Annotated in this window: 17 protein-coding genes; 15 read left to right on the top strand and 2 right to left on the bottom strand. The window is 41.1% G+C overall.

Annotation, left to right across the window (positions count from 1 at the left end; translation table 11 throughout):
* Positions 1–11 precede the first annotated feature (11 nt).
* From AC1EU2_RS03785 to AC1EU2_RS03760, 6 genes are all read left to right on the top strand, one after another.
* Positions 12–458, top strand: a complete 447-nt coding sequence (locus tag AC1EU2_RS03785) for a flagellar basal body-associated FliL family protein (RefSeq protein ID WP_480296654.1) — start codon at positions 12–14, stop codon at positions 456–458.
* A gap of 117 nt (positions 459–575) precedes the next feature.
* Positions 576–1,298 (top strand): RNA polymerase sigma factor FliA, encoded by a 723-nt coding sequence (locus tag AC1EU2_RS03780; protein WP_480296653.1) that lies wholly within the window; start codon positions 576–578, stop codon positions 1,296–1,298.
* Positions 1,299–1,313: 15 nt separating this feature from the next.
* Positions 1,314–2,171, top strand: coding sequence for a flagellar motor stator protein MotA (gene motA / locus AC1EU2_RS03775; RefSeq protein WP_480296652.1), 858 nt, complete (start codon positions 1,314–1,316; stop codon positions 2,169–2,171).
* Entirely contained in the window at positions 2,171–3,178 is a 1,008-nt protein-coding gene (locus tag AC1EU2_RS03770) for a flagellar motor protein MotB (protein ID WP_480296650.1), read from the top strand. The genes motA and AC1EU2_RS03770 overlap by 1 nt, the downstream gene beginning before the upstream one ends.
* Positions 3,163–3,612, top strand: coding sequence for a PilZ domain-containing protein (locus AC1EU2_RS03765; protein ID WP_480296649.1), 450 nt, complete (start codon positions 3,163–3,165; stop codon positions 3,610–3,612). Before AC1EU2_RS03770 ends, AC1EU2_RS03765 begins: the two co-directional genes overlap by 16 nt.
* Before the next feature lie 4 nt (positions 3,613–3,616).
* Positions 3,617–3,901, top strand: coding sequence for a hypothetical protein (locus AC1EU2_RS03760; protein WP_480296648.1), 285 nt, complete (start codon positions 3,617–3,619; stop codon positions 3,899–3,901).
* Between the two features lie 23 nt (positions 3,902–3,924).
* Here the strand turns inward: AC1EU2_RS03760 and AC1EU2_RS03755 are convergent, their stop codons facing one another.
* Positions 3,925–5,439, bottom strand: coding sequence for a peptide MFS transporter (locus AC1EU2_RS03755; protein ID WP_480296647.1), 1,515 nt, complete (start codon positions 5,437–5,439; stop codon positions 3,925–3,927).
* A gap of 166 nt (positions 5,440–5,605) precedes the next feature.
* Between AC1EU2_RS03755 and AC1EU2_RS03750 the strand changes: the two genes are divergently transcribed.
* The 4 genes from AC1EU2_RS03750 to AC1EU2_RS03735 all read left to right on the top strand — a co-directional run bounded on the left by AC1EU2_RS03750 (position 5,606) and on the right by AC1EU2_RS03735 (position 11,640).
* Entirely contained in the window at positions 5,606–7,213 is a 1,608-nt protein-coding gene (locus AC1EU2_RS03750; RefSeq protein WP_480296646.1) for a tetratricopeptide repeat protein, read from the top strand.
* A 95-nt stretch (positions 7,214–7,308) separates the two neighbouring features.
* Positions 7,309–7,878, top strand: a complete 570-nt coding sequence (locus AC1EU2_RS03745) for an anthranilate synthase component II (RefSeq protein ID WP_480296645.1) — start codon at positions 7,309–7,311, stop codon at positions 7,876–7,878.
* Between the two features lie 10 nt (positions 7,879–7,888).
* Complete coding sequence (locus tag AC1EU2_RS03740) at positions 7,889–10,369, top strand: prolyl oligopeptidase family serine peptidase (protein WP_480296644.1); 2,481 nt, start codon at positions 7,889–7,891, stop codon at positions 10,367–10,369.
* Between the two features lie 119 nt (positions 10,370–10,488).
* Positions 10,489–11,640 carry an HDOD domain-containing protein gene (locus AC1EU2_RS03735; protein WP_480296643.1) on the top strand — a complete coding sequence of 384 codons (1,152 nt, stop codon included), beginning with the start codon at positions 10,489–10,491 and terminating at the stop codon, positions 11,638–11,640.
* 4 nt (positions 11,641–11,644) lie between these two features.
* Here AC1EU2_RS03735 and AC1EU2_RS03730 read toward each other — a convergent pair whose 3' ends face one another.
* On the bottom strand, positions 11,645–12,739 hold the full coding sequence (locus AC1EU2_RS03730) for a cupin domain-containing protein (protein ID WP_480296642.1): 1,095 nt from the start codon (positions 12,737–12,739) through the stop codon (positions 11,645–11,647).
* Positions 12,740–12,873: 134 nt separating this feature from the next.
* Here AC1EU2_RS03730 and AC1EU2_RS03725 point away from each other — a divergent pair, with 134 nt between their 5' ends.
* The 5 genes from AC1EU2_RS03725 (at position 12,874) to AC1EU2_RS03705 (ending at position 19,020) form a co-directional block, all read left to right on the top strand.
* The gene (locus tag AC1EU2_RS03725) at positions 12,874–13,788 is read left to right on the top strand and encodes an alpha/beta hydrolase (protein ID WP_480296641.1); all 915 of its coding nucleotides are present in this window, start codon (positions 12,874–12,876) and stop codon (positions 13,786–13,788) included.
* A 315-nt stretch (positions 13,789–14,103) separates the two neighbouring features.
* A complete protein-coding gene (locus AC1EU2_RS03720) occupies positions 14,104–15,321 on the top strand; it encodes an aspartate aminotransferase family protein (RefSeq protein WP_480296640.1) in 1,218 nt (405 codons plus the stop codon).
* 274 nt (positions 15,322–15,595) lie between these two features.
* Positions 15,596–16,615: an arginine N-succinyltransferase gene (gene astA / locus AC1EU2_RS03715; protein ID WP_480296638.1), complete on the top strand. Its 1,020-nt coding sequence runs from the start codon at positions 15,596–15,598 to the stop codon at positions 16,613–16,615.
* Between the two features lie 35 nt (positions 16,616–16,650).
* A complete protein-coding gene (astD, locus tag AC1EU2_RS03710; RefSeq protein WP_480296637.1) occupies positions 16,651–18,111 on the top strand; it encodes a succinylglutamate-semialdehyde dehydrogenase in 1,461 nt (486 codons plus the stop codon).
* 111 nt (positions 18,112–18,222) lie between these two features.
* Positions 18,223–19,020 carry a 2-oxoadipate dioxygenase/decarboxylase family protein gene (locus AC1EU2_RS03705; RefSeq protein WP_480296636.1) on the top strand — a complete coding sequence of 266 codons (798 nt, stop codon included), beginning with the start codon at positions 18,223–18,225 and terminating at the stop codon, positions 19,018–19,020.
* Positions 19,021–19,089 lie beyond the last annotated feature (69 nt).

The following is a 19,089-nucleotide window of genomic DNA, read 5'->3' as shown; positions in this document are numbered from 1 at the left end:
GGAGAATGGTTTTGAGTAAAGCGGCAAAAGTTTTAGTAACAGTAAGTTTTATCGCAGTATGGTCCGCAGCAATTTTTTATGTGGGGTGGCAGTCACCAAGTTTATTTGGAAAAGTGTTTCATCGAGATACGACAACCATGCCCAGCGCAAAGTATTACCCTCTAAAGCGAACCGTCGTTACGGTGGCGGGTGAAGACTATCCTCACTACTTATTGCTTGAAATGTCGGTGAAATCTTCTTCTGAAGAAGTAAAAAGAACATTAGAAGAAGCAGATTCTCTAGTTCGAAATACGTTAATGAAACTGTTCGCTAAAAAGCAATTTGAAGAGCTAAATAACCCAAATCATGTTGATACTTTGCAACAAGAAGTCCAGCTTGCTTTATCTAAAGTACTGAGTGAAAACCACTATGATTTAGAGCTAGAACAAGTGCTATTCACACGTATGGTTATTCAATAAACCAATCATTTCAGCGGTAATGATGGCCCTTGAAAACTCAAGGGCGCACCAAGCTTTGTTCGGTGATATCAACAGCTGAGACAACGATAAATCAGACTCAAATAAGAGAATAGGGATATGAATTCAGGTCAACTTGCATATCAGCATACCGGTGATGACGCTCCAGCCTCTAAACCCAATGAATCTCAATTGCTTCAACAATATTTACCCTTAGTAAAGCGAATTATCTACCAGCTAAAAAGCCATTGTGGCGCCACGCTAAGCCTCGAAGATATGGAACAAATCGGCATGATGGCACTGCTTGAATCTTCAAGACGCTACCCTGGCGGGTTAGACAATGGGTTTATTTCGTTTGTTAGCCAACGTATTCGAGGTGCGATTCTAGATGAGTTGAGGCGTCAGGATTGGCGGCCAAGGCCTGTACGTCAACAAGCTCATGAACTTAACGATACAGTTAGAAAGCTCACTCGAGAACTAGGTCGAGAACCAACAGATAAAGAGGTGGCTTTAGCTTTGGGGGTGAGCCCTGAACAGTATCGTGAGCGCTTACATGCTTCTTTGTCTGATTCGATGAAAAGTCTTGATGAAATGCTAGGTGCAGGCAGTCATTTTGTTGATGAAAAAAGTGTGCTGGGTGAAATATCAACAAAAGAAACATTATTTAAAGCAATTTCGAAATTAAATAGAAGAGATCAGGTAATTCTGTCGCTTTATTATCAGCATGAACTGAATTTACGCGAAATTGCTGCGACGTTGGGGTTAACTGAAACCCGTATTTGCCAATTACATAAACTCGCAATCAAGCAAATACAGCAAATTTTGCAAAAGTGGAACGAATAAGAACAGGATAACTGCATGAACAAAGTCTTTGGGTTAATTATCATACTTCTTTCTGTTTTTGGTGGTTACCTATGGGCTGGTGGTTATGTCAGCGCATTATGGCAGCCCGCTGAAATTCTCATTATTATCGGAGCTGGTATTGGTTCATTAATCATTGCTAATCCTAAAGCAGTGCTTAATGATTTAGTTACACAACTTAAAGAGCTTTTAAAGTCAGAAAAAGAAGACCCTGAGTTATACCCGCAATTATTTGGTTTGATGGGTATGCTGATGAATCAAATTCAGTCTCAAGGCATGAGAGTGTTAGACGACCATCTTGAGAATCCAAGAGACAGCTCTTTATTTTTGATGTACCCAACGGTTCTTGAGCATCAAGATTTACTGCAATTTCTGATTGATAACTTAAAGCTACAATCAATTGGTAAAATTTCTCCCCATGATTTAGAGCACATCCTTGAGGAAGAAATCCATCGTATTGAAGAAGACCGAATGAGACCTTCTCATGCGCTTCATAAAGTGGCTGAAGCTATGCCAGGTTTTGGTATTCTTGCCGCCGTGATGGGGATCATCATTACCATGTCTTATATCGATGGTTCTATTACCTTAATCGGAGTGAAGGTAGCCGCAGCACTGACTGGGACATTTATTGGTATTTTCTTTTGTTATTGTTTCTTTGACCCACTGTCAAAAGCATTAGAGCATCAAGTTGATCGCCAAACTTCTCGATTGCGCTGTGTGGCCGCAATGTTAACGGCTTTTGCTAAAGGAAAACCACCAATGCTGGCAATTGATGCTGGTCGCAAACAAATCCAAGCTGAACATCGACCATCATTTATTGAACTGGAACGTTGGATGATGGAGCAACGCAGCTAATGAAGCGTACAAACGAACCACTGATCATCAGACGAAAAAGTAACCGTAAGCAAAAAAGTGCCGCTTCTGGTGGTGCATGGAAAGTGGCTTTTGCTGATTTTACTCTCGCAATGATGGCATTGTTTATGGTGCTTTGGATTATTCAAATGTCCGATAATTCAGAGAAAGAAGAGATTGCGAGCACATTACGTGGTGATTTGTTTGACGTAGGTTCAATCAATCCATTTGATCTAAGTTGGGCACCTTCTTTAGTCGATATGCAAGGTGATATCGCCATTCAGCAATCTGTGTTGCCCGCTCACGCTACCGGAACGGAAAAGCGCGGCCCTGCATTACATAACTTTATCCCTGCAGGCGAAGACAATCCAAATGCTGGCAAAGGTAAAGATCTTAATGCCATGATCCCAGGTAAATTTGAAACTCAAGCACAGTTAGAGTTATTAGCAAAAGAAATCAACGAAGTTATCGAAGATACCAATGTAGAGTCTCACGTAAAGCTTATCTTAGTCGCACAGGGCATACGTATTCTTATTCATGATGATGGTAACAAAGATATGTTCGCTAAAGGCAGCTATAAAATGTCGCCATACTTTGAAGATTTATTGATGGCCTTGGGTCCATCATTGAGTAAAGTCAAAAATAAAATGAGCATTTCTGGGCATACCGATAAGCAAGTCTATGCCAGTAAAAACTTTACCAACTGGGAACTGTCAAGTTTGAGAGCCCTTACCGCTAGAAGGGTTCTGGAATATGCCGGTGTTGAACGTCACCAAGTTATCCAAGTAACAGGGATGGCCGATCAATTACCCATGAATCGTGAGCAATCGCTCGCACCCGAAAACAGACGTATCGAGTTATTGATTTTAAGTGATGAAGCTGAAAAGCAAATAACAGCGATGAACCATTTACCAGAAGGTGAATATCGCTCAGATGTATCTGAAGCTTCAAAAGTCGCAAAAAGTAATGAGTATAAGAACAGGTATCCGGCGCAATGGACGAACAAGTAACACAAATTGGCGAGTTCATTCCTGCAGAAACACGAGATGATAAATCAGAATTTAACGGTGAAGAACACAGAACGCATACTCGCATGAGTTTAAAAGAGTCCAAGTCAGAAGATTTAGCTATGGCGTGTGATGGAATCACTATTAATTTATTTAAACGAAGCCGGTTTGGCTTTAAACGTAAAGTTGGTCTTGCGAGTGTAAAAGATATGAGTATTGGTGGGCTCGGTTTTTTATGTAATGCACCACTTGAGCTGGGCGATGAACTGCACATTCGAGTCGTAAACAGTGACTTGAAAATGAAAGTAGTGAGAGCCGTACCTGTGAATTCAAGGTTGAATTTTTATGGGACTAAATGGCTTGAGGAGCCCGAAGACAAAATCGTTGAATTGATGAATCAGGTTCAAATTCAAATGAAAAATAGACATAAGAGTTAATGGAATGGCTCAGTATTATCATCGAAAAGGTCCTGATGGCTTACAGAAATTATTTCTCTATTTAATTTTAATAGACTGGTTTGTGTTGCTTTATTTAGCATCGCAAATTACTAACATTACTTTTAGGCATGGTGCATTTGTATCTATTTTGCTTGGTGCCTTTAATTTATTGTTAGTCGGTTTGTGCTTTAAAAGAGCGCGCCGCGGGGGAGATGGGTATTTACTATACCCTGTGATCTTTGGCGCACTGCTTTCTTTTATAATGGTGTTCTACTTCTTTTTATGTTGATTGCCTGCTATCTAGAACTGTTGTTACGTGATGTCATTCATCCACTTCTTAATCAAGGGCGTTAACACTAAAGTCAGTAATGCACCACCGAACGCAATCATCATAATATCGGTATATAACTCTGAATAGGTCGCTAAATGTAAACTTGGATGCGTTGAAGAAACGGCATCAGGTACCGTCATGTTTCCGGCTAACCAAGCTGCAATATACTCCGCAATGGCTGAGCCTAAAAACCACAAGCCTAGCATCAACCCCACAATTCTAGGCGCTGATAGCTTGGTGATCATCGAGAGTCCAATTGGAGAAATAAATAACTCTCCAGTCGTATGGAGTAAGTAAGCGAGTACCAGCCAAACTAATGCGACTTGGTGTTGTTCACTGGCAAATTCGATCCCTAAAACTAAACAACCAAAACCCAAACCGACTTGTGCTAATCCTATTGAGAATTTTATTGGGGTTGGAGGTTCGATATTTTTCTCTCCCATGGTTTGCCATATCTTAGCTAACACCGGGGCGAGTAAAATAATGAAAATAGCATTCAAAGACTGCAACATGGGGGCTGGGACAATAAAGCCAAATATGTTGCGATCTGTCACACGTTCTGCGAATAAATTCATTGAACTGCCGGACTGTAAAAAACAGAGGAAAAATACCGTCGACATTATCGTCAAGGTCACAGCCGCATAGATTTTTTGCCTAGCTGTTGAATCTGACTCATTTAAACAGTAAAAAATTAACCACGCTGCCGCAATGAGCAGTGAGAACCCTAATAAGCTCGCTACTACGTGGTGATTGCTGACCATCATTGAGGTTAGAGCCACAAGAACTAGACTGCCGCCATAAATCCATAAATTTGAAGAAACCCCTAGCCACTTTGTATTTATCAGCTTTGTTTTAGACTCTTGTTTAATTGATGTGATGAGATGTTTTTGGCCGTATAAAAAAGTGACTAAACCAATCAACATGCCGATACCAGCTAAGCCAAAGCCATATCCCCAGCCGTAGGTACGCCCGGCATAACCACAAATGATTGCTGCTAGCGCAGCCCCGAGGTTAATTCCCATATAAAAAATGGTAAATCCAGCATCTTTTCTGGGATCATTAATGTGGTAAAGCTTCCCTACAATGCCGGAAATATTAGGCTTTAAAAAACCCACCCCCACAATAATCAGTGACAGTGAAACATAAAAAATAGGCAGAGCTTCACTTTGCACTAAGACGCCTTGATTATCGATATAAGCTGGGTTTCCTTCTATCGCCATACCTAAGTGACCAAGACACAATAATATGGCGCCAAAAGTCACTGCTTTTGTTGTCCCTAAGTATTTGTCTGCAAAATATCCGCCGAGCAATGGAAATGCATAGACCAAAGCGAAGTAATTACCAAAAATGTTGGTGGCCTGTTTATCCGTAAATAAAAAGTGCTCCGTCAGATAAAAAATCAGTAATGCTTTTAAACCATAGAAACTGAACCTTTCCCACATTTCAGTTAGAAAACAAATGAATAACCCTTTTGGGTGTTTCGCTAATATTGTCATGTTATTTTTCTCTGTGATTGTTCACTTTAGAGTCTATAAAGCTGATTAATTAGTACTTGAAGGAAAGGTGAAACAAGCTGTAATTTTTGGTGAAGGAAAGTGAAGCAAGTTGTATCTTGGTGAATATTAGGTAAATTGTTGTTATTGAACCTAACAACGAGCAATTATGAGACAAGGCTATCGCTATCAATTTTCTGATGTGGTTTTAGATACTCGCTTGAGAAGTTTAAGGCGCAATGGTGAGGAAATTGCACTGCCATGGCTCAGTTATCAGTTGCTATTAGTGCTATGTGAAGCAGCTCCCGCCATTGTTAGCCAGCAAGAAATTATTGATCGAGTTTGGCCAGATACCGTTATTGGCGATGAAACGCTAAAACAAAGAGTTAAGTTATTACGCAAAACTCTGGGAGATAACGCTGCTGCACCAGAATATATTGAAGTAATCCGTGGTCGAGGCTATCGATTAAAACCCGATGTTATCGTTAATTCTTCACTCTCGCCCAGTCAAAGTGCATCGCTGGATTTAACCACTGATAGCTATGTCATGCCATCTGGTGCAATGGATCTTACACAATATTGGAAAGCTTCTGTTGTCGTGTTTATGAGCTTCTTAGTACTCATTATTAGTGCTTCTCTTCTTAGCGATAAAGCAAATCAACAACCTTCAACTTTGAATGAGTTGAAAAGCGCAAGCTTCGAACGACAGCTATATCAAAAAGGGCTTAACTATTATCAACGTTACCGAAAACAAGATAACTTACATGCGATAAAGTTATTCAGTTCTGCTATTGAGCTGAAGCCAGAATTCGCACTTGCTCATGCCGCCTTAGCTGATGCATACAGCCAAGGTGTTTTTCAGTTTAATGGTGACGAATCGTGGAAGAAAAAAGCCGTTGAACATGCTTATCATGCCATTTCACTTAACCCTGAACTTGCTCAAGGCTATAAGTCGCTGGGCTTGGCTTATTTTAATCTCGGCTGGTATTTGAAAGCGGCAAAAGCGACGCGAGAGGCACTCGCTAAACGTCCTAACTACCCTGAAGCCAGCTCGAACCTTGGCTACATTTACAGAGACATGGGGCAGCTTGCAGACAGTATTTTTGTTATAAAAAAAGCACTCAAGTTACAACCAAATAACAGCGTGAGTCTCGTTCACTTGTCTTTAAGTTATTTGGCCATCGGTGACTTAGAGCACGCCGACGAATTGCTGACTAAAGCGTTGTTACTTCAGCCTGATTCGTTATTAGCTTCTGATGCACACGGGCAATTGTTGTTGGCGAAAGGAAAGTTAGTTGCTGCTCGACAGCACTATCAGCAGCAGGTTGATGAATTGCCAACAAATGTAAGATATCAACAAGGATTACTGCAAAGTTTGTTTATGTTGAAGAACACCGAGCAACTTGAGAGTGCCGCTTTGAATTTAATTCATCAGCAAAATATTGCTTTACAGGATTTGGGACATTTCTATTTAGCGTTACTCTCAAGCAGCCATGCTAACCACGATGATCTTGCTCTGAAGTTGTCACACCAATTGGAAGGTGGTTCAGAGTCCGCCGTTTTAAGTTGGAAAGTTGCACTGCTGAATGCAAAGCTTGGTCAAAATGAACGTGCGAAACGCTATTTATCCCAAGCGATTCACTATGGTTTTAGCGATAAGCAAAAGCTTGCTTATTTTGACGCAGTAAACCCTAAAGCTCGTTCGAGTGAGTGGCAAGTGTTTACAAAAGAGATTCAAGCCAAAAAAGATGTACAACGGAGTATGCTTGATTTGTAATAGCTTTAATTATTTACTCAATGTTTCGTTTCAATCTTAAAGTGATACAATCCTCGCAACTATTATAAGAATCAACAGTTATTGGAGTAGCAGACATGCTACTGATGATAGACAATTACGACTCATTTACGTTTAATCTAGTACAATATTTTCAGCAGCTTGGTCAGCATGTTGAAGTGAGGCGTAACGATGAAATCACCATTGCAGAAATTGAAGCTTTGCAGCCTCAGTATTTGGTTATTTCGCCGGGACCCTGCACGCCTAATGAGGCTGGTGTTTCTCTTGAAGCTATCGAGTATTTTCAGGGTAAGTTACCCATACTCGGTGTGTGCTTGGGACATCAAGCTATAGCGCAAGTATTTGGTAAACAAGTGATTAGAGCTGCACGAGTGATGCACGGTAAAACGAGTGATATTACTCATGCAAATAAAAGACTATTTAATGCGTTGCCAAATCCATTAACCGTGACGCGTTATCATTCGTTATTAGTGAATGAGTTGCCCGATGAGTTTGAACTGGATGCATGGTTTGACTCTGATAAATACGGGCAGGAAATCATGGCGATGAGCCATAAAACAAAACAAATATATGGTGTGCAATTTCACCCTGAGTCTATTTTGACTGAAAAGGGCTTGGAGTTGCTCGATAATTTTTTAAAACAATAAAGGAAGCCGTATGAAACTGCTAAGCCGAAATCTCGCCTTAGGTACTTTGAGTTTGGCGATTCTCTCTGCGTGTGCAACGACTGCACCTAAAGCGCCAGAGACGAGTGTAATTTCAAATCAAACTGCACAAATTGATTTGGTTGCTCCACCTAAAATCGGACAGAAACTCACCTTAAAACAAATTATGGCTAATCCAGATTGGATGGGGATTTTAGCAAAAAGAGCTTATTGGGCTGACGACGGTCATTCGATCTTTTTTTCACGTCAAGCGCATTCTGCTCCAACGTCAGATTTCTACGAGCAAGCATTAACGGGTCCAGCAAAGAAATTAAGCCTATCTCAACTGCATTTAGCCGATCAACGTGGCGGTGTATTTAATACTGAGAAAACAAAGAAAGCTTACATTTATCAGGGCAATGTCTTTGTTAAAGATTTAACCACAGATCGTGTGATTCAAGTTACTCGTCAAAATAAGCGTATCAGTGGTGTTCGTTACCTAACAAACGGTGATCTTGCATACTGGCAGGGCGGGCAGGTTTTTCGCATTCATGGTTTAACGGGCTTAGTTGAGCAAATTGCTGATCTACAAATGGCCAATAAACCAAAAGGTGTCACTGAGCCAGAAGGGTATATCGCTAAGCAGCAACATCGTTTAATCAAATACGTAGCCAAGGTGCAACGAGACGCCGAAACTCGTGAAAAGTATAACCAAGATCTTGCTAAAGCTGACCCAACCATTGCTCCTAAAGCATGGTACTTAGGGAAAAATAATCGCATTGCAACGCAAAGCCTATCTGCAGACGGTCGATATATGTTTGTCGCTTTAGTCGACAAAAATTATAAGTGGCGTAGTGAGCATGACATCATGCCGAATTATCTAGGCCAAGATGGATATATAGATGCCGTACCTGCTCGTGCACGTGTTGCTGAAGACAAATACCCAGGACAAGATTTTGTTGTTCTTGATTTAAAAACGCACACTAAGCATCCTGTGACGATTGAAGGTTTAACGGGCTATAACGAAGACGTTTTAGCAAAAGTTAAAGCAGAAAATGCGAAAGCTGAAGGTAAAACGTATGAGTCAAAGAAATCTCCTCGTAAGATACGTTTGATGCAAGACTGGGGTTGGAGTCAAAGCCCAATCCAATGGCATAGCTCTGAAAATAAAGTGCTCGTCATGGTTGAAGCTGTTGATAATAAAGATCGTTGGATTGCCAGTGTTGATCTGAATAATGGCAAGTTTAAAACTGAAGACCGTTTGCATGATGATGCTTGGATCAACTACACGCATAACCAATTTGGTTGGATAGGTAATACTGAACAGTATTATTTCTTGTCAGAAAAATCAGGTTACTCACAACTTTACTTAAAGTCGCAAAGCAAAAAAGCTAAGCCTTTGACTCAAGGTAAGTACGTGGTGAGTGAAGTCACCATTGGCCCTAAGAATCAGTATTTGTATTACAAAGCCAATAAGACACAACCTGGTATCTATAATGTGTACCGTGTTGATATTAAAACGGGTAAAGATGAAAAGCTAACGGATTGGAAAGGTACTCTAGACTACAGCCTCAGTCCGGATGGTGATGCGCTATTACTGACAGCATCAACTCGTACTCAGCCTAATGAACTGTATGTTCAGAAAATTGGTGGCGACTTAAAGCAATTAACTCACTATACCAGCAAAGCATTCTCTCACTATAAATGGCAAGCACCAGAAATCGTTAAAGTGAAGTCTAGTCATGGTGCTGGTGATGTTTATGCACGTGTTTACGTACCTGAAGGATATGACCGTAATAGCAGTAAAAAATATCCAGCGGTGATCTTTAACCATGGCGCAGGTTACTTACAAAATGCGCATTATGGTTTTTCAGGTTACTTCCGTGAGTACATGTTCCACAACTTGCTTGCACAGCAGGGGTATGTGGTGATGGATATGGACTATCGAGGCTCTAAAGGTTACGGCCGTGACTGGCGTACGGCGATTTATCGTAATATGGGACATCCAGAGGTTGAAGATTTAGCTGATGGCGTAAAGTGGATGGCAAGAAACGCTCACGTTGATGCTAACCGAGTTGGTACTTATGGTGGTTCTTACGGTGGTTTCCTAACCTTTATGGCACTGTTTAACGAGCCTGACTTATTCCAAGCGGGTGCTGCGCTGCGTCCAGTAACCGATTGGGCACATTACAATGCGCCTTATACGTCTAACATTTTGAATACCCCAGATGTCGACCCAATTGCTTATGAGCGCAGCTCTCCAATTGAACATGCTCAAGGCCTTAAAAAGCCACTATTGATCATGAGTGGTGTATTAGACGATAACGTGTTCTTCCAAGACAGTGTCCGCCTTGTTCAACGTTTAATTGAACTTGAAAAGCCAATGTTCGAGACGGCAATTTATCCGGTAGAACCTCATGGTTTTGTACAACCATCAAGCTGGTTAGATGAATATCGCCGCATCTATAAGTTATTTGAGCAAAATCTTAAATAACCATTATTGACCGATTTTAAGGCTTCCAATTGGAAGCCTTTTTACTTTCAAGCTTCTAGCAACTAGAATCTCGTAAAGGATGAGGATAAGTCCGAAAATGAATCAATCGGGAGTAGTCAGTGGTTTTTAAAGTGGCGGGCGGAATGAAGCCTGGTGCCATCATCGAAATAGAAAAGCGCTTTTATCAATTATTGATTGTTGGTAAGCATAAGTCTTCATGGGCTGGTGATGAGCTCGGCGAAGACTTGCTTGATGCGGCCAGTAAGCTTGAAGTTGAGCAGCAAGCATTGCGTGAACGCATTGAAAAGCAACAACAGCAGAAGTCAGTATTTGAGGCTGTTTCAAACCAGCTGCTTGCGACGATCATAAGCGAAATGGAACATCAGCTAGCCTCCACTGACAACCTAATTGCTGAAAGCCCAGTATCGAATACCCAATGGTTGCTGCTTGAGCTACTTCATTCCAAAAAATTGGATATGAAGCGATTATTGTTGGTGGTGAAAAACACCCCTTGGTTAAATCAAGACTTAGTTAATCTCGTGAACAGCCCTGCATTCAGACAAAGTCGTCCTCAAAGTACAGACGTTCAATTGTCAGATTTAAAGCTTGTGCTTAATTATATCGGCATGGAACAACTGAAGTTTCTTATCCCTTACTTTTGTATGCGTCATTGGTTACCAAATAATCATGCAACGATTTTATGGATAACTAGAAAGTATTGGCGCTTTGCCAATATGGCAGCCATTGCGGCGAGAGCTTTAGCACAATTGCATGAAGAAAAAGAAGAGGACGAAAGCCTGATCTTCACGCTTACGTTAGTGAACCTAATGGGCAGCTCTTTAGTGTTACGAAAATGCGCACAGGTTTACGAAGGCACGAGAGGTAAATGGCTTCGAGAGGCAAGTGAGAGTCGCGATAAAAATGTTTACGATGCCGTACTTGCAACAGAGTTCCCGACTCAGCAAGTTTGTGACCATGTACTTCAAATTGGCAGCATGGCTAACTGGCAAGTTTTAGAGTTACACGGTTTTGGTAACAGCAAATTGCAAAAGCATATTAAGGAAATGGATCAGGCATTGAATTTTTCTGACATGACTAAGCAAAGTGCCATTGCGCTTAAAGCGACGATATATGCCAAAGTACTTTTACTTGAAGAGCAGAATCAAATTGACCCTAGAGAAAAAAAGATGCTGTTTGATTACTACGAATTTAGCGAACAAGAAATTACCAGGCTAAAAAGTAAAAATTTCCGTAAGCAAGATATTTTGTAATTTATCAATTGGTGATATCGAAGAATTCCGCTTTAATTAACTGAAAGTGGTTTTCGCTCGCTTCAATTGAAACGTCGGCTCCTCTAGGTACGACAAAAGCATCACTGCTACCCAGATAGTATTTTTTGTTTTCTAGCTTACTTGTTAACACTATGTCGCCACTTCTGACAAAGACAAATGCAGTTGCTGACGGTTTAAATCTCATTGAACATTCACTGGAATCAGACTTAATAATTTGTATTTCAGCCACGCCGTCTGTGGCTTTACTTATTCCGGTGTGTTGCACCAACACAGTTGAGTCTTCTTGTGTGAACCACTGTGTTTGTGATTCGATATGATGCACAAACTGAGTTCCAGAAAAGCGCCGACTTGGGTTAAGGCTGTTATTCGGTAACGCCATTTTATGGTCAAAGCAAGTGAGGTGACTGGCTGGAAGGCTCAGTTCTAAGACTTCGAGTCCATCACCAGACTCTAAAACTCGATGACGAATTTCTGGTGGTTGAATTACACAATCTCCGGCACTTAAAATAAATGGTTCACCTTGGTCCTCATAAACCACTTTTACCCAGCCTTTGAGGCAGTAGATAAGTTGGAATTCAACTTTATGATAATGTACTGAATCAGGTACAGGTCCTCCCTTGGGGATCCGAATGTGTGATGCGATGATCCTTCCGCTCAGGCGGTCAGTGATTAAATCACGATAGAGCATCCCAGCTCGGCCAGTTATCCAATCATCATTATCTTTGGCTTGATTAACACTGAGTGCTATCGGAGTATTTTTTTCTTCAAGTTGGCTCGGAGTACGAAAGCTAATTTTTGTGCCATTAGGCGCAACTAAAGAGTCAGAGTCTAATCTACTCATCAATTCTTCGGTTACATCGATTACGATAGTGGAGCAAGGAGCATCACATTGAGTATCCATCTCAAGTTCAATGCCAAAACCGGACAGAATCGCTACTCTAGGGTTATCAGCAGGGTAGATACTATCTAATTTAAAATTGAGAGTTTGAGTAAAGAAAGCAATATCACCCATTAAGTCCTTGCTAGGCAGTAAAATATTGGCGTTTATTATTTGAGGAGAATCATCAATGTTAAACAATTTCAACCACTAAATAGGTAAGCAATGTTTAAATATTGAACTCCAGATGAATGTTTTGCAATCATTGTTCTGCCAAGTTTAATGGTATGGTATTTTAAACTTATGCATTAACAGATTGAAAACGGTGATTCTTTATGTCCAGTTGGCAAGCCAATATCCTCAACTTAATACTCTCCTACGTGGCTAAACCGTCGATCAGCCGTGGTAAATCAAAAGTGCCAATATCTGAAGTCCGTAAACGCATGCTGAACTTGGACCAACGATGGAAAAGTTGGCCAAAAGATTTAACCAGTGACGGATTCGAGTTATCTAATAGTCGTATGCTCATGTACAAACGTAAAGGTACAACGAATCAGCCTAAAGCGGCATTATTTTATGTTAGAGGAGGAGGCTTTTGTTTTAAAACACCTAATTCTCATGCTCACTTCATCACTGATGTCATGCATAAGTGTGATTTAGATGCCTTTATTCCTGATTATCGGTTAGCGCCAGAGCATCCGTTTCCAGCCTCTATCGATGATGTGCTGGAAGCCTATAAAAAATTGACACAACTGCACCCTGAGCTACCGATTATCTTGATGGGAGACTCTGCTGGCGGCAACTTAAGCGCCTCATTATTGCTTGATATTAAGCGATTAGGATTAACTCAACCTAAAGCTTGTGTATTGATCTCTCCAGCGTTAGACCTTGCATTACTTGGAGATGCGGAAGAAACACTTGCTTCAGAAGACCCATTTTTTACTGTTGAGTCATTGTTCCGCTTGAGAAGTGCATATCTTGATGGGCAAAACCCAATGAATGAGAGAGCATCGCCAATAGTAGGTGACTTTAACGGAACGCCTCCGATTATGGTCTTTGCGGGTACAAAAGAATTGCTGCTGCAAGACTCTGTTCGTCTTGTTAAGAAAATTAACGATGAAGGCGGTCAAATAATAGGGCACTTCTACCCTGATATGCCACATGTTTTTCCATTGTTTGAAGTTTTGCCTGAAGCAACAAAAGCAAGAAAGCAAATTTACCGATTCATTGAAGATAAACTCTTCGCTTAAGTGAGTATAAAGTTACTATTTGTGAGTTTAAAGTCATTGTTGCTTCAGTGTTTACATTCTGAAAAATAATTGTGATTATTTATGCATAAAAATACACTCATATGCGATTCAGAAATTTGTATATGCAGTTTTTTATGCATCAACTGTCTAAAAAGTGAATAATTCATGTTTTAAAACTGGAATTTAGATCACACTTTGAATCATAATGAGAGCAATTTAAACGAGCGAGTCACCACTAGAGTAATCTAACTATTAGAAAAGTAGGTGATTCTTCGCAATGGTGAACATTGCAAATAATAACAAAGGATAGATTGTATGAGCGGTAACAAGAATCTTACTAGAGCCCAATTTGACGAAGTAATGGTGCCTAACTATGCACCTTCAGCTGTAATCCCTGTTAAAGGTGAAGGCAGCCGTGTTTGGGATCAAGAAGGTAAAGAGTTCATCGATTTTGCTGGTGGTATTGCAGTAAACTGTTTAGGCCATTGTCACCCAGCGCTTACTGGTGCATTGCAAGAACAAGGCAACAAACTTTGGCACTTAGCTAACGTTATGACGAACGAGCCTGCACTTGAGCTTGCAACTCGCCTTACAGATTCTACTTTTGCTGAAAAAGTTTACTTTGCTAACTCGGGTGCTGAAGCAAACGAAGCTGCATTGAAATTAGCTCGTCGTTTTGCACTTGATAAGTTTGGCGCTGAAAAAGATCAAATTATTGCTTTTGATAAAGCATTCCATGGCCGTACTTTCTTTACAGTAAGTGTTGGCGGTCAAGCGGCATACTCTGATGGTTTTGGCCCTAAACCACAATCAATTACTCACTTGCCATTCAATGATATTGCAGCACTAGAAGCCGCAATTTCAGATAAAACGTGTGCAATTATGCTTGAGCCTCTTCAAGGTGAAGGCGGTATCATCGATGCTGATCCTGAATTCCTAAAAGCGGTTCGTAGCCTTGCTGATAAGCACAACGCATTAGTTATTTTTGATGAAGTACAAACTGGTGTTGGCCGTACTGGTGAGCTATTCGCTTACATGAGCACAGATGTTGTACCTGATATTTTAACTTCTGCGAAAGCACTTGGTGGTGGTTTCCCTATCGCTGCAATGCTTACAACTACTGAAATTGCTAAGCACCTTAAAATTGGTACACACGGTTCTACATACGGTGGTAACCCGCTAGCGTGTGCGGTAGGTAATGCGGTTCTTGAAGTAGTAAACAACGAAGAAACATTAGCTGGCGTGAAGCAACGTGAGCAAATGTTCCGTGATGGCCTAACTAAGATCAATGATAAGTACGACGTATTCTCTGAAGTACGTGGTAAAGGTCTATTAATCGGTGCTGTATTGAACAGCAAGTTTGAAGGTCGCGCACGTGATTTCCTAGTAGCTTCAGTTGGTGAAGGTTTAATGAGCCTAATCGCTGGCGCAAATGTGGTTCGTTTCACTCCATCATTGGTTATCCCTGAAGCGGATATCAAAGAAGGTTTAGAGCGCTTTGAGCGTGCTGTAGCAAAAGTTGTTGCAGGTTAAGTTGAAAAACTGGGCATCACATTTGTGATGCCTTTTGTTATTTCATCTGAGTAACCTCAGCTTTACGTAATGAAATCTATATTATTTTGACTTTCATTTATTAGCTAAATTTTAATCTACAGTGCTGCTAGTTTTGTCTAGTGCGAGGCGCAATTTCTTGTAATAGCTAACCTATTTCATGGAATTGCAACGCAGAAATAGGCGAAAATAGCTGTACTGTAGAGGTTTGCTTACGTTGAGCTGAGGTTAAGTTATCACGTTTGGAGGACTTGAGATGTTAATCATTCGTCCAATCCGAAGTTCAGATCTAGCGGCATTATTGCGCATAGCTGAAGAGTCGGGTCACGGATTTACGTCTTTACCTGTCAATGAAGACTTGCTTCGCAATAAAATTGCGAGAGCAGAAGCATCCTTTATAAAAGACACCGATAAGCCGCACGATGAAGGCTATTTAATGGTACTTGAAGACACTGATACTGGCGAAGTTGTTGGTACTTGTGGGCTTGAAGCTGCTGTTGGCCTTATTGATGCGTTTTATCATTATCGTGTTGGTACTGAGGTTTATCACTCAGAGCAGATTGATGTTCATAATAGTGTTCAAACCTTAACACTGTGTCACGATTACACTGGTGCTGCTGAACTTTGTACTTTGTTCTTGAGAGATTCATATCGCAAAGACAATAATGGCCGTATGCTTTCTCGCAGCCGTTTCTTATTCTTAGCACAACATGCGCACCGCTTTGGCGACAAAGTCATTGCAGAGATGCGTGGTGTATCAGATGAGGCAGGTAATTCGCCATTCTATGGCTGGTTACAAGAAAACTTCTTGGGTATCGACTTTGTCAAAGCAGATTATTTATCGGGCTTAGGACAAAAAGCGTTTATGGCGGAAATGATGCCACGCAATCCTGTTTATACCTGCTTACTTCCTAAAGAGGCTCAAGAGGTGATTGGTGTTGTGCACGATAAAACTCGTCCAGCATTAAAACTGCTTGAAGCTGAAGGTCTGCAATACCGTGGCTACGTTGATATTTTTGACGGTGGCCCAACGGTTGAATGTGAACTTGAAAACATTCGCTCTGTTAAAGAAAGCCGTCTATTAACAATTCGTGTTGACAATATGCCAGCATCAGAATCAAAATTCATTATTTCAAATACCAAGTTAGCCGACTATCGAGCAACATCAGCGTATCTATCTGTTTCAGAAGAAAGTGATGATGTTGTGATCAGTCCTCAATTGGCTGACGGTTTAATGGTAAATGAAGGCGAGCAAATTCGCATACTTGCAATGTAAGTTGCGATTTAAGCTTGTGAGTAAGGTATTAAAAAATGACACAGTTTATTAATGGTCAGTGGGTTGCTGGCGAAGGCCATGAAATGGCTTCAACCAACCCTGCAAATAAAGAAACGGTATGGAGCGGTGTAAGTGCGACTCCGTCACAAGTTGACACAGCTGTTGAAGCGGCACGTGCTGCACAGTTTGATTGGTTTATGCTTGGTCTTGAAGGCCGTTTAGCCATTGTTGAAGCATACCGTGATGCGCTTGAAGCGAATAAAGCTGAAATCGCAGAAACGATTGCACAAGAAACAGGTAAACCTCAGTGGGAAACCGCAACTGAAGCTGGCGCAATGATCGGCAAAATCGGCCTTTCTGTAGCGGCATATAACAAGCGTACTGGTCACTCTGAAAGTGATATACCAGCTGGTCGTGCTGTATTGCGTCACAAGCCACATGGCGTAGTAGCAGTATTTGGTCCTTATAACTTCCCTGGCCACTTGCCGAATGGACACATTGTTCCTGCATTACTTGCTGGTAACACTGTTGTGTTTAAGCCATCTGAGCTTACACCTAAAGTCGCTGAATTGATGTTGAAAACTTGGGAGCAAGCTGGGTTACCAAAAGGTGTGATTAACTTAGTACAAGGCGAAGTTGAAACGGGTAAAGCGTTGGCTTCTCATCCGCAACTTGACGGTTTGTTCTTTACAGGTAGTTCTCGTACAGGCCATATTCTGCATGAACAATACGCAGGTCACCCAGGTAAGATTTTGGCGCTAGAAATGGGTGGTAATAACCCATTGATCGTTAAGGGCGTTGAAGATACGAAAGCAGCAGTTCATGAAATTTTACAGTCAGCTTACATTTCAACGGGTCAACGTTGTACTTGTGCTCGTCGTTTATACGTTGAGCAAGGTGAAGCGGGTGATAAGTTAGTTGCTGAGTTAACTGATGCGGTTAAGCAAATTCAGGTTGGGCCTTGGAACATGCAACCTCAACCATTCATGGGCTCAATGATCTCTGAAGGTGCAGCTAAAGGTATGGTTACAGCTCAAGCTAACTTAGTAGCTTTGGGTGGTAACTCTCTTGTTGAACTTAAGCACCTTGAAGAAGGTACAGGTCTAGTATCTCCAGGTTTAATTGAAGTGACTAATATTGCTGAGTTGCCGGATGAAGAATACTTTGGTCCGTTACTGCAAGTGGTTCGTTTCACTGAATTTGATGATGCAATTAACATGGCGAATAACACTCGCTATGGTTTATCTGCAGGTATCTTGGCTGACAGCCGTGAAGATTACGATTACTTCTTAGCTCGTATTCGTGCTGGTATCGTTAACTGGAACAAGCAAATTACTGGTGCCTCTGGTGCTGCACCATTTGGTGGTGTTGGTGCTTCTGGTAATCACCGTGCATCGGCATTCTATGCAGCAGATTACTGTGCATACCCAGTAGCTTCAGTTGAAGCAGATAGTGTGAACTTGCCAGCTTCTTTAAGTCCTGGTTTATCGCTATAACGACAATATTCCTCTACAAATAAGGCAAGCGTTAGCTTGCCTTTGTAACATTTAAGAAAGGGAAACCCTATCTTTAAAAGTTACAAAGCATCTGATTTAAAGGAGTTAAAGATGCACACTGATGTAAATTCACTGTTTGAAGCACTGTGGCAAGATTATGTTGAAGTAACACCTTCAGCAGCTAAAGTTCAACAACTACTTGGTAAGGGTGAAGCGATCATTAATGATCATGTTGCTTTCCGTACCTTCAACATCGCTAAGGTTAATCTTGATGTTTTAGCTGAACACTTACTTGTTTTAGGCTATAAACCTTGCGGCGATTACAATTTCGAAGCGAAAAAACTCAAAGCGAAACACTTTGAGCATCCTGATGCGACCCAGCCAAAAGTATTTATTTCTGAGCTATTGGTTGAAGAGTTTAGCGATGAAGTACAAACCATCATAAAAGGTATGGTGGAGCAGGTAGAGGTTGAAGCTACAAAGGCTGAAAACTTCCTATACTCTGGCCGCCATTGGAATGTTGATTTTGCAACTTACGAGCGCCTACTTAAAGAAAGTGAATATGCGGCTTGGGTTGCTGCATTTGGTTACCGTGCAAATCACTTCACCGTTTCAATCAACCACCTACCAGGTTATGACACCATTGTTGAAGTAAACCAAGCACTGAAAGATGGTGACTTTGTTTTAAATAGTGCTGGTGGCGAAATCAAAGGTTCGAAAGAAGTATTACTTGAGCAGTCTTCAACGATGGCAGACAAAATTAACCTTAAGTTTGCAGATAAAGAAGTTGAGATCCCAAGCTGCTTCTATGAGTTCGCACTTCGTTATCCAAAAGCAGATGGTGAAATCTATACTGGTTTTGTTGCAGCATCAGCAGATAAGATCTTTGAAAGCACCAATGCTAAGTAATTGGTATTAGTCATTGCTTCAGGCCTGACGTGAAGTTAGGCCTTTAATGTTATTAACTACTTCCTCGAT

The sequence above is a fragment of the Parashewanella sp. 2304DJ23-3 genome, from assembly GCF_056591695.1.
Note: the sequence above shows the minus strand (reverse complement) of the source record. Positions and strands in the feature narration are given on the sequence as shown.